This is a genomic window from Streptomyces sp. NPDC051243 (assembly GCF_044455405.1).
Lineage (GTDB): Bacteria > Actinomycetota > Actinomycetes > Streptomycetales > Streptomycetaceae > Streptomyces.
Map to the genome: position 1 here is coordinate 166,456 of NZ_JBITES010000007.1, position 14,843 is coordinate 181,298.

The 14,843-nt window shown below is 71.6% G+C and carries 8 protein-coding genes; 2 read left to right on the forward strand and 6 right to left on the reverse strand.

Annotated elements, in window-relative coordinates; translation table 11 throughout:
- Window positions 1-13: 13 nt before the first annotated feature.
- The gene (locus ACIBAG_RS19340) at window positions 14-1,333 is read left to right on the forward strand and encodes a TIR-like protein FxsC (protein ID WP_399106602.1); all 1,320 of its coding nucleotides are present in this window, start codon (window positions 14-16) and stop codon (window positions 1,331-1,333) included.
- The gene (gene fxsT / locus ACIBAG_RS19345; RefSeq protein ID WP_399106604.1) at window positions 1,320-5,375 is read left to right on the forward strand and encodes an FxSxx-COOH system tetratricopeptide repeat protein; all 4,056 of its coding nucleotides are present in this window, start codon (window positions 1,320-1,322) and stop codon (window positions 5,373-5,375) included. The genes ACIBAG_RS19340 and fxsT overlap by 14 nt, the downstream gene beginning before the upstream one ends.
- A 33-nt stretch (window positions 5,376-5,408) precedes the next feature.
- On the opposite strand, the gene ACIBAG_RS19350 is transcribed toward fxsT, so the two are convergent.
- The 6 genes from ACIBAG_RS19350 to ACIBAG_RS19375 all read right to left on the reverse strand — a co-directional run bounded on the left by ACIBAG_RS19350 (window position 5,409) and on the right by ACIBAG_RS19375 (window position 14,826).
- On the reverse strand, window positions 5,409-6,305 hold the full coding sequence (locus ACIBAG_RS19350; protein WP_399106606.1) for an alpha/beta fold hydrolase: 897 nt from the start codon (window positions 6,303-6,305) through the stop codon (window positions 5,409-5,411).
- A 171-nt stretch (window positions 6,306-6,476) separates the two neighbouring features.
- Entirely contained in the window at window positions 6,477-7,325 is an 849-nt protein-coding gene (locus tag ACIBAG_RS19355) for a hypothetical protein (RefSeq protein ID WP_399106608.1), read from the reverse strand.
- Window positions 7,325-9,028 carry a PHP domain-containing protein gene (locus tag ACIBAG_RS19360; protein ID WP_399106610.1) on the reverse strand — a complete coding sequence of 568 codons (1,704 nt, stop codon included), beginning with the start codon at window positions 9,026-9,028 and terminating at the stop codon, window positions 7,325-7,327. Before ACIBAG_RS19360 ends, ACIBAG_RS19355 begins: the two co-directional genes overlap by 1 nt.
- A gap of 19 nt (window positions 9,029-9,047) precedes the next feature.
- Complete coding sequence (locus ACIBAG_RS19365) at window positions 9,048-10,895, reverse strand: LamG-like jellyroll fold domain-containing protein (RefSeq protein WP_399106612.1); 1,848 nt, start codon at window positions 10,893-10,895, stop codon at window positions 9,048-9,050.
- Window positions 10,896-10,957: 62 nt separating this feature from the next.
- Window positions 10,958-13,891, reverse strand: a complete 2,934-nt coding sequence (locus ACIBAG_RS19370; RefSeq protein ID WP_399106614.1) for a glycoside hydrolase family 2 TIM barrel-domain containing protein — start codon at window positions 13,889-13,891, stop codon at window positions 10,958-10,960.
- Window positions 13,888-14,826, reverse strand: a complete 939-nt coding sequence (locus ACIBAG_RS19375) for an alkaline phosphatase family protein (protein ID WP_399106616.1) — start codon at window positions 14,824-14,826, stop codon at window positions 13,888-13,890. The genes ACIBAG_RS19370 and ACIBAG_RS19375 overlap by 4 nt, the downstream gene beginning before the upstream one ends.
- Window positions 14,827-14,843 lie beyond the last annotated feature (17 nt).

Genomic DNA, 14,843 nt, shown 5'->3' on the forward strand with positions numbered 1-14,843 from the left:
TCATGTGGAGCCGATGGTGCCGTTACGGGCGGACACGACCGCCCCGTACTTCTTCCTCAGCTACGCCCACACCCCCCGGGACGACACCGACGGCGGTGATCCGGACGTGTGGGTGCAGCGGCTCTTCCGCGACCTGTGCGAGGACATCCGGCAGCTGACCGCCGTGCCGCTCGGCGCGGCCGGATACATGGACCGTTCGATGCGCGCGGGCCAGCTGTGGACGACCGAGCTGGGGGACGCCCTCGCCGCCTGCCGGGTGTTCGTGCCCCTGTACTCGCCGCGCTACTTCCACAGCTCCTGGTGCGGCAAGGAGTGGACGATCTTCGCGACACGGTCCGCGCGGTACCGGGCCGAGGGGCGCCGGGGCACACCGGGTGCGATCGTGCCGGCCCTGTGGGCGCCGATCGAGGACCACCAACTCCCCGACTCCGTCAAGGACATCCAGTACAAGCACCCCGAACTCGGCGACCGGTACCCCGACTACGGGTTCTACGGCCTGATGAAGCTCAGCAGCCATCGCCGCCACTACCAGCGAGCCGTGTTCGAACTGGCCCGGCGCATCATCGAGGTCGGCAAGAGCGTTGTCGTCGAACCAGGGGAGACCCCCGCCTGGGACGCCGTGCGGGACACCTTCGCGACGCTGCGCACCGGGCGCATGCTGCGCATCACCGTCGCCGCGGCCTCCCTGGACCGGCTGCCCGAGGGACGCAGCCCCGACTACTACGGTCCCTCGGCGCTCGACTGGAACCCCTTCCGGCCCGAATGCCCCAGACCGCTGGCCGAGATGGCCGCCGCCATCGCCGAACGCAACGGCTTCCGGCCCGACGTCCAGGCCTTCGACACCTGGCACAGCGAGGCCGGCGGTACCCCCTCCGGGGGAGGATCGGCGGCCGTCGCCGGCCCGGAGGTCGTGCTGCTCGACCGCTGGGTGCTGCGCGACCCCGAACAGCGCACCCGGCTCGGCAAGTTCGACGCCACCCACCGCCCGGCGACCGGGCTCATGGTGCCCTGGAACGACGACGACCCGGACAGCGAGGACGCCAAACAGGCGCTGACCGCGGAGACGGCGGCGACCCTGCCGCGCACCGTCAGCCAGGCGGAGCAGGCCTGCCGGCCCGCCGTCCGCGGCATCCCCGACCACGAGTCCTTCGACGCGCTGCTGCCCCGTGTCGTGCAGTGGGCAGCGGCCCAGCACCTCAAAAACGCCCCCGCGCAGCCGCCGCCGGGCAGGGCCACCCCGCGGTTCCGGCTGAGCGTCGCGGGACACGAGGACAGCCAGCCACCGGTGCATCGCCCGCATGCCGAGGAGGAAGACCGCGATGAGCAGCCTTGACGGACGTGACGGCCGCGACGGCCGGGTCGTGACGTTCTACTCGTACAAGGGCGGCACCGGCCGGACCATGGCCCTCGCCAACACCGCCTGGATCCTCGCCGCCAACGGCAAACGCGTCCTCGCCGTGGACTGGGACCTGGAGGCGCCCGGCCTGCACCGCTTCTTCCATCCGTTCCTCGACCCGGCGACGGTCGGAGCCACCACCGGTGTCATCGACCTGCTCACCGACTACGCCTGGGCGGCCTCGGCCGACTCCACGGAGACCGGGCACCGGCCCGCCGACTGGCACCGCCAGTACGCCCGCATCCAGCGTCACGCGGTCTCCCTGGAGTGGGACTTCCCCGAGCCGGGCACCCTCGACCTCGTCTCCGCCGGCCGGCAGAACCGCGACTACTCGGCGATCGTCAGCACCTTCGACTGGGACAACTTCTACGAACACCTCGGCGGCGGGCTGTTCTTCGACGCGTTACGCGACGACATGCGCCACCACTACGACTACGTCCTCATCGACAGCCGCACCGGCCTGTCCGACATCGCCGACATCTGCACCGCCCATCTGCCCGACATCCTCGTCGACTGCTTCACCCTCAGCGGCCAGAGCATCGACGGGGCCGCCGCGGTCGCCCACCACATCGACGAACGCTTCCGCAGCCGCCGTATCCGCATCCTGCCCGTCCCGATGCGCATCGACGAGGGAGAGAAGGAGAAGGCCGACGCGGGCCGGTCCCTCGCCCGGGCGAAGTTCGACCGGTTCCCCTCCGGTATGACCGAGGCCCAGCTCACCCGTTACTGGGGCTCCGTGGAGATCCCCTACCGGCCCTACTACGCCTACGAGGAGACCCTCGCGACCTTCGGTGACGAGGCCGGGAACGCCGGCTCGCTGCTCGCCGCCTTCGAGCGGCTCACCGGAGTCATCACCGACCAGGCCGTCACCGCGCTGCCGCGCATGGACGAGGAGGTGCGCCTCGCCATCAAGAAGGCGTTCACCCGCAGCCGTTCGGCGCTTCCGGCCGACCTGCACCTCAGCTACGTCTCCGAGGACCGGATGTGGGCGGACTGGATCGCCGCGCTGCTCACCCGGGCCGGCTTCCGGGTGGTGCTGAAGTACGTGGGCTGCGAGGGCGACGGAGCCGAGAAACCGGCCGACCGCACGGTGGTCGTGCTCTCCCCGGCCTACCAGCGCTCGGCGCGGGCCCGCCAGGTGTGGGAGACCGCGACCGGAGGCGACCCGTCGGGCCGTCGCCAGGTCGTCCCCATCCGGGTGGGCGACATCCGTCCGGCGCCGATGTTCAGCGAGTGGACTCCGGTGGACCTGGTACGGCTGGACGAGACACAGGCCACCGGGGCGCTGCTGCGCGCCCTCGGCAAGCCCGCCCTGCCCGCCGAGCGCCAGGCGGACGGCCCGCCCACCGAGGCCCGCTTCCCCGGCACCGCACCCAAGTTCTGGAACGTCTCGCCCCGCAACGCCTCCTTCACCGGCCGCAGCGCCCTGCTGGAGAGGCTGCGCGACAGCCTCGGCTCCAGCACCACCGGCGTCTCCCCGGCGCCGTACGCCCTCTACGGCCTCGGCGGCGTCGGCAAGACACAGATCGCGCTGGAGTACGTGCACCGGTTCGCCGCCGACTACGACCTGGTGTGGTGGATCCCGTCCGAGCAGAACGAACTGGTCATCTCCTCCCTCGCCGAGCTCGGCGGCCGCCTCGGACTGCGGGTCGGCGACGAGGCGGCGCAGGCCGCGCAGGAGGTGCGCGACCACCTGCGCCAGTCCGGCTCCGCGCTGCGCTGGCTGCTGGTCTTCGACAACGCCGACGAGCCGCAGGAGGTCAGCCGGCACTTCCCCGGCGGCAACGGCCACATCCTGGTCACCTCCCGCAACCAGGGCTGGTCGCAGCACGGGGAGACCATCGAGGTCGACCCCTTCCTGCGTGAGGAGAGCATCGAGCACCTGCTGCGCCGGGCCGCCGACCTCAGCACCGAGGACGCCGACCGGGTCGCCGCGGCCGTCGGCGACCTGCCCCTCGCCCTCGACCAGGCCGGCGCCTGGCTCGCGGAGACCGGCACCCCCGTCGACACCTACCTGGCGGAGCTGGAACAACAGGCCGAGCTCGTGCTGTCGTTCAGCCAGCCCTCCAACTACCCGCAGCCGGTGGCGGCCACCTGGAACGTCTCCATCGAGCGCCTCAAGGAGCGCTCCCCGGCCGCCGTGCAACTGCTTCGACTGTGCGCCTTCTTCGCGGCCGAGCCGATCTCCATGAAGCTGCTCTACGGCGACGAAATGATCCGAGTCCTGGCCGAGAAGGACCCCTCGCTGCAGGAGAAGATGGTCCTCGGCCGGGTGATCCGGGAGATCGGCCGCTTCGCGCTCGCCAAGGTCGACCGGGCCACCGAGTCGATCCAGGTGCACCGGCTGGTCCAGGCCGTCATCCGCGCGCAGTTGACACCGCAGGAACAACTGGACGCCCAGCACGTCGTGCACCGCATCCTGGCCGGCGCCCGGCCGACCGGCGAGGAGCCGATCGACGCCCCGGAGAACCGCCCCGTCTTCGCCGCGATCTGGCCGCATCTGGAGGCCTCCGAGGCGAGCACGTGCGACGAGCCCAAGACGCGGCAACTCCTCATCGACCGCGTCCGCTACCTCTGGAAGCGCGGCGACCTCAACGCCGCTCTCGGCCTCGGCGAGGAGCTGCGCGCGTCCTGGGAGGAGCAACTCAGCGCCCGCAGCGCCCAGATCACCGAGCTGGAGAAACGGATCGCCGCGGGCAGGGAGCGCACGGGAAGGGCCGACGCCGAGGACGCCAAGGCGCTGGCCGAACACGAGCGCTATGCCCGGGACCTGCGGATGCAGATCCTCTATCTGCGCTTCCACATCGCCAACGTGCTGCGCTCCCTCGGCAAGTACGTGGAGGCGGAGAGGGTGGGCTCGGACACCCTGGCCCAGCAGCGCCGGCTGCTTGCCCCGGACCATCCGCACGTCCTGATGACGACCAGCGGTCTCGCGACCGACCTGGGGAGCATCGGACGCTTCACCGAGGCCCTGGAGATGGCCACGGCGGCGTACAGCGGATTCAAGGAGAGCTTCGGCGAGGACCACCCGCGCACCCTCAAGGCCAACAACAACCGTGCCGTGTGCCTGCGCCAGCTCGGCCGCTACGCCGAGGCCCGTGACGTCGACCAGGAGATCTACGACCGGTGGCGCAACGACCTCGGCGAGACGAACCCGGAGACCCTGCTGAGCGTCACCAACCTGGGCCGTGACCTGCGCGAGGTCGGCGAGTACGGCACCTCGATCTCGCTGCTGCGCCGTGGCTACACCGCCTACCAGGAGCTGTTCGGCGACACCTACCCCGAGACCCTGCGCACCGCCAAGAGCCTCGCCGTCTCCCTGCGCAAGGCGGGGCAGGTCACCGAGGCGCGCGCCATCACCCACCAGACCCGCGAGTACTACCGCACCCGCGACACCCCCACCACGACCCCCGACGTCCTGGACTGCACCCTCAACTACGCCACCGACCTGTACGCCACCGGCGCCCGCGAGGAGGCCCTCGCCCTGGCCCAGGACGTCGTGCCGCAGTACCGGACGGCACCCGGTGTGCGGCACCCGGCGACGCTGGCCGCCGTCAACAACCTCGGTATCTTCCTGCGCGGTTCGGGCGAGGTGGACAAGGCACGGGCGCTGCTGGAGGAGAATCTGGCCACACTGCGCGAGGTGCTCGGCGAACGCCATCCGTACAGCCTGGCCTGCGCCGTCAACCTCGCCAACGTGCTCGCGGAACTGGGCAGGCCGAACGAGGCCGAGGAACTGGAACGGATGGCCGTCGCCGGTTTCCAGGCCGGCCTCGGCCACGGCCACCCGGACACCGTCGTCTCGCGCGCCAACCTGTCGGTGACCCTGCGCGCACTGGACCGGATCCCGGAGGCCGACCAGCTTCAGGAGAGCGCCCGCACCGATCTGGCCCGGCTGCTCGGCGAGGACCATCCGCACACGGCGACCGTGCGCGAGGGCAAGCGGATCCACCGGGATCTGGAGCCCCTGCCGGTGTGAGCGGCGGCTCCCTCGGGCAGGGCGCGTCTCAGGTCAGTGCTGGTCGGCGGTCGCCACGGGCTGGCGGCCGCCGAGCAGCCAGGTCACGATGTCCGGCAGCACACGCAGCGAGCCGAAGTGCGCGGCGGCCGGCTGCAGGATGGCGGTCACGCTGGGGATCCGGGCGGCCAGCCAGCGGGCGTGGCCGGGCGGGGCGAAGGCGTCCTGCTCCCCGTGCCACAGCAGCACCGGCACGGAGATGTCGGCCGGATTGAACCCCCAGGGGCTGCAGAACGACAGCGCGTCGTCCACCCAGCCGTCGGCCGACATCCGCAGTCCTTCGCGGTAGTTGCGCAGCAGCATGGCGCGGACCCCGGCGTCCGCGACCACCCGGAGATCGGACTCGGTGAGGTCCCCGCGCAACTGTGCCAGCAGCCGCACCGGGTCCGAGCGGATGGCGACGGACTGTTTGCGCAGGCTGGCCGCGAGCCGGTCCGGGCTGGCGAGGGCGTTGGAGTACTCGGTGACGTTGAAGGCCGCCATTCCGGCGAACCAGTCGAGTCCGTCGGCGTCGCGGGGGGCCAGGCTCACCAGCACCGCCACCCGGGTCACCCGGTCGGGCAGCAGAGCGGCGCAGGCCAGCGCGTGCGGTCCGCCGCCGGAGCGGCCGACCACGGCGAAGCGCTCGATGCCGAGGGCTTCGGCGACGGCGGCGACATCGGCCGCGACATGGGAGACGGATCGCCCGGGCAACGGGTCCGAGGAACCGTAGCCCGGGCGGTCGTAGGTGATCAGCCGGACCCGCTGGTGGTACAGCAGCATGGGCCGGGGTGCGGGGCCGAGTCTGCTGCCCGGTGTGCCGTGCAGCAGGAACACCGGGAAACCGCCCGGATCACCGGAGATCTCAACGGCTAATCGTCGCCCGTCCCCCGTGTACACGTCTTTGAGCATGCGCGGTCTCCCCTCGAAGCCCCCGCCCGCTGTGGCATGCCGTGTGGTCGTGCAACGGCCATTCCCCATCGTGCCCCAGATCATCCCGAATGTGCGGGAGTTTCCGGGTTCTGGCGGACCGATGACCGCCGGGTGGCGCGGAGTTGTCGGTTCGGTCGCCGAATGCTCGGTTCAGTCCGTGACCTGCTTGTACGAGTACACGGCCGTCGCCACCGCGCACACCCCCGGCGGGATCATCTCCGCCCGCAGCGTGCCGCTGTTCACGTCGTAGTCGACGCCCTCCGTTTCGAAGGTGCCCGTGCACACGCTGCGCTGCGGCAGCGCGAACAGGCTCTTCACCGCGCCGGTGACCGGCTGACCGTCCAGCTTGCGCGGGAGGTCCACCTGGAGCAGCGGGCGCAGTTCGGGGAAGGACGTTCCCGTGGCGTCGTTCGAGGCGCACAGCAGGCGTGTGTCCGTGACGAAGTCGCAGCCCTGGATGTCGCGCACCGGCTTGTCCAGGGTGATCTGCCAGGCCTCCTTCAGGTCCCCGCCCGTCGGCGGGGTGGCCGGGTTGAGCAGCGGAGCGGGGAAGACCTGGAGCCTGCGCTGCTCGCCCCACTCGCCCGACACCAGCCACTGCCCGTCGGGCGAGACGGTGGCGAAGGAGTTGTTCAGCTTCTCGCCCGGGTTGAGCCGGTGGACGTACTCGTAGCGCTTCCCGGCCGGCGTCGTCACCGCGAACATCTTGGACGTGGCCGTGTCCGGGCCCTGGTAGGCGTCGAAGACGTGGCCGCGTGCGACGTCCGGGTCGCCGATGTGGTTCCAGCCCTTGATCCGCAGGTCCAGCGGGATGGAGGCGAGCCCGCGGTACAGCAGTGAGCCGTCCGCGCGGCTCGCCAGGCCCTGCCCGCCGCCCAGCGTGTCCGTGTACGCCCTGCCGGTCTCCGCCCAGCGCGGGGCACCGGCGGCGGACGCCGTCCCCGCGCCGAGCGTGAGCGCGACCGATAAGCAACCGAGGGTGAGGAAGTGACGTCTCATCAGGCTCCTGCCACGTCGACGAATACCGGGTTCGAATAGAACCACGTATCCGCCCACGGGTCACCGTTTCCGGGCTCGTGCGGGATCGGCCCGTGCGGGTCGATCGCGGCGCCGAGGTAGCCCGCGCCGTGCCGGTTGCCGTCGCTGCCGCGCAGCCGGACGTAGAACGACTCGTCCCCGGCGGTCAGCGGGATGCGCAGGGTGTACGTCCCCTTGCGGCCGCTGACGTCCTCGGTCTGCACGACCTTGGTGTCCGGCGCCTTCCAGGAGTCCCGGTCGGCCACCGGGCCGCGCACCGCGCCCCGGATGACGTCCACGTGCGCCAACTCGGGCAGGATTCCCTGCGGGTTGGCACGGGAGGCGGTCGTGACCGTCACGTACAGCGTCAGCTTCTCGCCCTTGCGCACGCGCAGCCGGCCGCCCAGCGTGACGCCCCGGCCGAAGTCGCAGTCCCGCTTGAGCCGCACCTCGAGGCCGTCGAGCAGATGCCCGTGGTCCAGCCAGACGCGGCCCGCGCGCAGGCCCGCCATCACCGAGCGGTAGCCGTAGCGGGTGACACCGACGTGCGTGCGGCTGAACTGGCCCGGCCAGAAGTCGCTGCCCGGCTGCGGGGTGTCGGTGTTCACCGGGTCGGGGAGCTTGCCGGTGCTGTCGAAGTTCTGCCCCGCCGGCCAGTCGCCGTTCTTCCAGGTGTCGAAGACGATCCGGTGGGCGTCGGAGTTCGTGGTGATCGAGAACAGGCTGCCTTCTGCCAGCATCGAGTCCCACAGGCCGCCGACCGTCGCCGTCGCCCAGTCGAAGCCGCCGTACGTCAGATACGCGTCCGCCGGGTAGCCGGCCCAGGACTGCGCCGACGGCTTGTTCTCGTACTCGCCGCGGATCGAGGTGGCACCGCGCCAGCCGGGGACGGCGGCGCCCTGGGCGCCCGGTGCGCCCTCCATGCCGATCATGATCTCGGGGGCGGCGTCCCGCCAGGCCCGCATCTCGTGCGGGGAGTCGATGCCGAGCCGCATCGGGTGGTTGGCGAGCACGAGCACGTCGTCGACGTAGCCGGTGCGGCGCTGCTCGGCGAGCCACTGGATGGCCTTGACGGCGTGTGCCTCGTTGCGGGCGGTGTTCGCGGCCCCGGCGGCTCCCTCGGTGTAGCCGAGCAGCTTGCCGTCGTAGGCGCTCTCGAACCTCGTGAGCAGGTCGACCTCGTTGGCGCCCGGCGTCGTGAAGACCGTGCAGTGCTCGGCGGCCGGGATGTACCACTCCAGGCCCTGGAAGATCAGCTGGCGAGGGTTCTCGGCTCGGGCCTTGCGGATCTCCTCGTGCTCCAGCGCGGCGCCGTACTTGGCGTGCCCGAAGTTGGAGTGCTCGGTGAACACCATCCAGTCCAGGCCGAACTCAGCGCCAGCTGCGGCCAGTTGGGAGAACGTGTACTTGGCGTCGTGGCTGTAGACGGTGTGGATGTGGTGGTCGCCGACCAGGTAGGCGAGGCGCGGGTCCTCGCCGCCCGGACGCCGGTCGCCCGGGGACGTCGACGGCGACGCGGCGGACGCGGAGGACGCCGCCGCGGGCACGGCCGCGGAGCCCAGTGCGAACGCGGCGCCGAACAGGCCGGCGCGGTGCAGGAGGCCGCGGCGGGAGACGCCCTGCGCGTCGAGGGCGGCGGGGGAGACGGACGGGTCGGCCCAGTCGGGCAGTTGCTGCTCGGTCACGGTGATCCTCGACAGGGGGTCAGTGGTTCATGAAGGAGGTGACGGGCAGCGCCCGTTCGACGATACGGACGTCGCCGAGGCGGCCGTACAGGATCTGGTCGATCTTGTCGCCGTACTCGTAGCCGCCGAGCAGCCAGGGCAGGCCGACCGAGGTGATGCCGATCGACGTCGCCCTGGGGTTGCGGACGACCGGGCAGCCCTCGACGTACATCGTCGTGTGCTCGCCGTCGTTGACGACCGCCAGGTGCCACCAGGTCTCCAGCGGTGTCTCCTGGCCCCAGTTGGTGGCGATGCCCTGCTGGTTGAGCGGGCGCATCGCCCACTGCGGCTCGCGGTCGTTGGACAGCGACAGCGTGGCGAGCGGCTCGTCCGGGTCGTCGGCGGTCTTCCCGGCGGCGCCGCCCGTGCCGGTACGGCTGACCAGACCCGACCAGGCGTTGTGGGAGGGGTCCCAGTCGGCGGGGAGACGGTAGAACGCCTCGATGGTGTAACCGGACCTGAACGTCGCCGAGTTGAGCGGGGCGCCGTCGACCGTGCGCAGGTAGGCGCCCCGCAGCGGGGACTTGAAGCCCTGGAACTCCAGGCTGCCGTGGCCGGGCTGGTCGGGGTGGTGGTCGGCGGACCACCCCAGCTTGCCGCCGCCCACGGTGACGAGCGTGAGGTCGTTGCCGCGCCCGGAGAGGTCCCGGACGGTGCCGGAAGCGCTGTCGACGGGTCCCTCGAAGCGCCAGTACGCCACCGTGCCCGGGATCAGCATGCGCGACGCGGGCCGGGGCGGGCGCGCGGGCACCGGGTCGAAGCCGGAGAAGCGGTCCGCGAAGTCGATGTCGACGGTGAACCGGTCGGCGTCACCGCTGAGTTCGATCTCCTGCCGCTCCAGCTCGTTGAGGCCCTTCGCGGCCCGGCCCAGGATCCACGGGGAGACCGTCTCGACGTCGATGACGTTCCGGTCGAGGTCGAAACGGTAGAGCCGGATCATCGCGGCGCCGCCGAAGTAGCGGTTCTGGTAGTTCGTCAGGTGCAGGTGTACGTCATTCCCGGCCGCGTTCTTGCGGGTCGCCCGGCCTGCGGGCCAGTAGTGCCCGTTGAGGGTGAGGAAGATCTGGTCGTGGTCCTCGATCAGCTGGTCCCAGAGCTGCTGTCCGTACGCGGACAGCGAGTCGTCCTCGACGACCAGCTCGTGGGTGGTGAGGACGACCGGCGTCTTCGGGTGCCGGGCCAGGACGTCCTTTGCCCAGGCGTATCCCTTCTCCGACAGCCGCCAGTCCAGCGCGAGCACCATCCACTCGCGCCCGGCGGCCCGGAACAGGTGGAAGGTGTTGTAGCCGTCGGGGGAGGCGCCCCCGAATGTCTTCCGGCCCGCGAACCGCTCCGGCCCGAACGCGTCCAGATACGGCGTCGCCCCGCGCTGGTCGGTCGTGGAGGACTTCACGTCGTGGTTGCCGGCGAGGACGCTGTAGCCCACGCCCCGCCGGTCCAGAAGGCGGAACGCCTCGCTGATCGCGGTGACTTCGGGCTGGGTGCCGTTCTGGGTGAGGTCGCCGAGATGGGACAGGAAGACGATGTTCTCCCCCCGGCCGTGCTCCAGCAGATAGCGCAGCGAGGCCTCGACCGGCGCCTTGTCGATGCTCGGCCCGTCGAAGAGGTACTGGGTGTCGGGCATCACCGCCAGCGTGAAGCGCCGACTGCTGGAGTCGGGCCGCCAGTCGCCGGTGAGGGCGTCGGCGGGTGCGGCCTCGGCGACCGCCGGGACGGCGACCGAGGCCGTCGCGGCGGCACCGAGCAGCGCGGTGGCCCGGAGGAAACTGCGTCGTCCGGCGCCGGCCTGCGCGGCCTCGCCCTGGGCGTGGTCATGCGAAATACACACGTGTGCTCCGTGAAGGGTGACGGGGAGGGGAGGCATGGGGGAGAGAGGAGGTGCGGGCGAGTTCAGAGAACGCGCAGGGTCCAGCTCCAGCGGTGGATGCCCGGTGCGACGCGATAGGAGGCGAACGTGTCGGGACCGCACGAGGCCGTGCCGAGGCCTCGGTGCGCCGCGTCGATGTGCACCACACAGCCGGTACGCGGCACCAGTTCGTCATGGTGCGCGGCGGCGGTCAGATCCTCGGCGCGGTAGCGGGTGACGGAGACCTGGCGCGGCTCGTCCAGCACCACGGAGAGTCCGGTCGCGTCGGGCGCGGACAGCGTGAACCGCCGTACACCGTGCCGCCCACCGCTCTCCTGCGGGCGCAGATAGGGCGTGAACAACTCGTCGACGGGGACGCAGTGGTGGCCCACCGGGGCGCCCGCGCTCCGGTCGGGATAGGACTCCCACGGTCCCCGCCCGAACCACTCCAGCAGGTCCAGCCCCGCCACCGTCTCGAACACGGAGCCGACCCGGGCCACATCGTGGAACTCCTCGGGCAGCTCGGCCTCTTCGTCGACCCGCACACCGCCCTCGACCGGCGTGAACACCTGCCGGTGCCGGACTACACCGGTCGTGCCGGCGTACTCCGCGGTCACCCTCACCTGCTCGGCGTCCCTGCGCACGGAGACGACCTTGCGGACCAGCGAGTCGAGCCCCCAGGACCGCCAGCGGCCCGCGATGCCGCCCAGCTCGTCGTTGTCGGTGGGCGCCCGCCACAGCGACAGCGCCGGAGCGGCCGTCAGCAGGGGATGGACGAGGAGCCCCTCGTCGTCGACCTGGACGGAACCCGCGACGACGGGCTCCTGCCGCAGCTCGGCCGCCCGCAGCAGCACCTGGGGCGTGCACACCTCCGTGCCGCGCGGCGCCCACGGCAGGTCCTTCGCCGTCGTCACCCTCAGCGTCAGCCACGCCTCGCCGCCGTCCTCCGGCAGCGCGAACGGCAGCGGCACCGCCGCCGTCTCGCCCGGGCACAGCTCGGGCAGTTCGGCCGGCGCGGTCAGCGTGCGACCGTCCTCCAGCGACAGCACCCACATGGCGGCCAGCCAGTCGAAGCCACGGAAGTGCTGGTGGTTGGTCAGGACGATGCCCTCGTGCCGGAAGCACTCGATACGCACCGGAGCCGCGATCTCCCGGTGCTCGTACATCGCCGGCTTGGGCGTACGGTCGGGAAACACCACGCCGTCCGCGATGAACGCGCCGTCGTGGATCGCCTCGCCGAAGTCACCGCCGTACGCCCAGCGGTACCCGGGCGCGGCGACACCGTTGTCGTAGAGCCCGGCGCCCCCACGCCCGGCCGGTCTTCCGTCGCTCACGCGTTGCAGAATCCCGTGGTCCCAGAACTCCCAGATGAACCCGCCCTGAAGACCTGGGGTGGCCTCGATGGCAGCCCAGTGGTCGGCCAGGGTGCCGTTGCTGTTGCCCATGGCGTGCGAGTACTCGCACTGGATGAGGGGGCGTGTCTGCCTGCCCGACAGGGCGTGGGCGACGCAGTCCTCCAGCGGCGCGTACATCGGGCAGGCGATGTCGGAGGCGTCGTCCGTCGCCGCCCAGTCGAGCTTGGCCGCCCCCTCGTACTGGATCGGCCGGGTCGGATCGTGGCGGCGCACCCAGCCGGCCGCCGCGTCGTGGTTCGCGCCGTAGTCCGACTCGTTGCCCAGCGACCAGATGATGACCGACGGATGGTTCTTGTCGCGCAGCACCATCCGCGAGACCCGGTCCACGAAGGCGTTCAGGTAGCGAGGGTCGTCCGCGATCTCGTGGGCGTGGTCGTGGGACTCGATGTCCGCCTCGTCGACGACGTAGAAACCGAGCTCGTCGGCGAGGTCGTACAGCGACGGGTCGTTCGGGTAGTGGGCGGTGCGGATCGCGTTGAAGCCGAAGCGCTTGAGCAGCACCAGATCGGCGCGCATGTCGTCGTACGACACCGTCCGCCCGGTCAGTGGGTGGAAGTCATGGCGGTTGACGCCCCGGATGAAGACCCGCTCGCCGTTGACCAGCAGGTCCCGGCCGACGATCTCGACGTCCCGGAAGCCGATCCGGTGGCGGGAGGTGTCGGCGACCGTGCCGTCGGCGCGGTGCAGGCGCACGGTCAGGCCGTACAGCTCGGGCGTCTCCGCGTTCCAGGTGCGCACCTCGGGGACGGTGGCCAGCAGCCGGGCCTCGCCGAGGAAGTCCGAGACGCGGTCGTCCTCGGCGTTGGCGCGGTCGAACTCAGCGTCCTGGGCGAGGAGTTGACCATCCAGGTCTCCGGTGAGGTACCACCCCTGGGGCAGCGCACCGCCCGCGTCCCGCACCAGACAGTCCACCCGCAGCTCACCGGTGTACCGCGCCCGCACGGTGACGTCCGCGAGGTACAGGGGATCCGTCGCGTACAGCAGCACCGAGCGGGTGATCCCACCGTGCCACCACTGGTCCTGGTCCTCGATGTGCGAGGCGTCGGACCATTTGACCACCGTGAGCCGTACGGTCGCGGCCGAGCCGGGGCGCACCAGGCCCGTCAGCTCGAACTCGGCCGCCAAGCGGGAGTCCTTGGAGATGCCGACGGGCCGCCCGTCCACATGCACCAGCAGCACACTCTCGGCGGCCCCGACCTGGAGCACGATCCGGCGGCCGGCCCAGTCGGCGGGGACGTCCACTTCGCGCTCGTACACGCCCGTCGGATTCCTGTGCTCGGGCGACAGGGGCGGGAATTCTGTATACGGCATACGGACGTTCGTGTACTGCGGACGGTCGTCCGTGGCCTGCATGGTCCAGACACCCGGTACGTATGCCGACGACCAGGCACCGCCGACCGGCGCGTCCGGAACCGGCAGCAACTGGAAGCGCCAGTCGCCGTCGAGGGGGAGTGCTCCGCAGCGCCGGTCGACGGCGTTCATGGGGAGTCGCCCCCAGGAGGTCACCTCGGGTGCCTCCCAGGGGCGCAGGGCGGTCAGGGGGTCGGGGAGTGCGTCGGTCATGACCATTCCGGAGTCGGTGTGGTGGGCCGGGGGAGGGCACGGCCCTGCAGGCCCCAGGCGGGGTCGACGGGGATGCCGAGACGGTCCAGGACGGTGGGGGCGATGTCGACGAGACGGGGCGTGTCGAGTCGGGTGCCGCCGGGCATGCCGGGCTCGGCGAGGATGACGAAGACCTCCCGCTCGGCACGCGTGTCACCGCCGTGGCCGCCGGTGTCGAGGTGCCCGTGGTCCGTGGTGACCAGCACGGTCCAGTGCTCGTCGGCGCGCGCGGGGTGCGAGCGCCGGGCGTCGATCGCCGCCAACAGCCGCGCGAGGTGGGTGTCCTGGGCGAGGAGGGCACGGTCGTACGCGGGGGAGAGGGGGCCCGTGGCATGGCCCGCCTCGTCGGTCGCGCCGAAGTACACGAACACGACGTCCGGGTCGTCCTTGGTGAGCCAGCGGACGGCGGTGCGGGCGACGCGGCGGTCCGCGGTCGCGTAGCCGCGGAACTCGCCGTTGTAGCGCACCCGCCGGCCGATGGCGGCGCCCAGGACGCCCCGGCGGACCAGCTGCGGCCAGGACACGGCGGCCGCGGTGCGCAGACCGGGCCGGGCGGTGACGGCGCGGGTCAGGAAGTCGGGGTAGCGGGCGTAGTCGGCGCCGACGAAGTCGTTGCCGGTCACCCCGTGCCGGTCGGGCCAGACCCCGGTGAGCACGCTCGACCAGCCGGGGCCGGAGTCGGTGTAGGCCATGCTGGTCGACGGCCCGTTCTCGGCCTGACCGTCCGCCTCCCCGTACGGCAGCAGGCTGGTGCCGTGGGCGCCCGCGGCCATCAGGCCGTGCAGCACCGGCGCTGTGGACGGCGAGCCGGTCAGCCGGTCGAAGCGCAGTCCGTCCATGCCCACCACGAGCACCTTGCCGCGCCCCGGGCGTCCCCCGTCGATGACATCCACCATGGTCCGCCTCCCTCCCG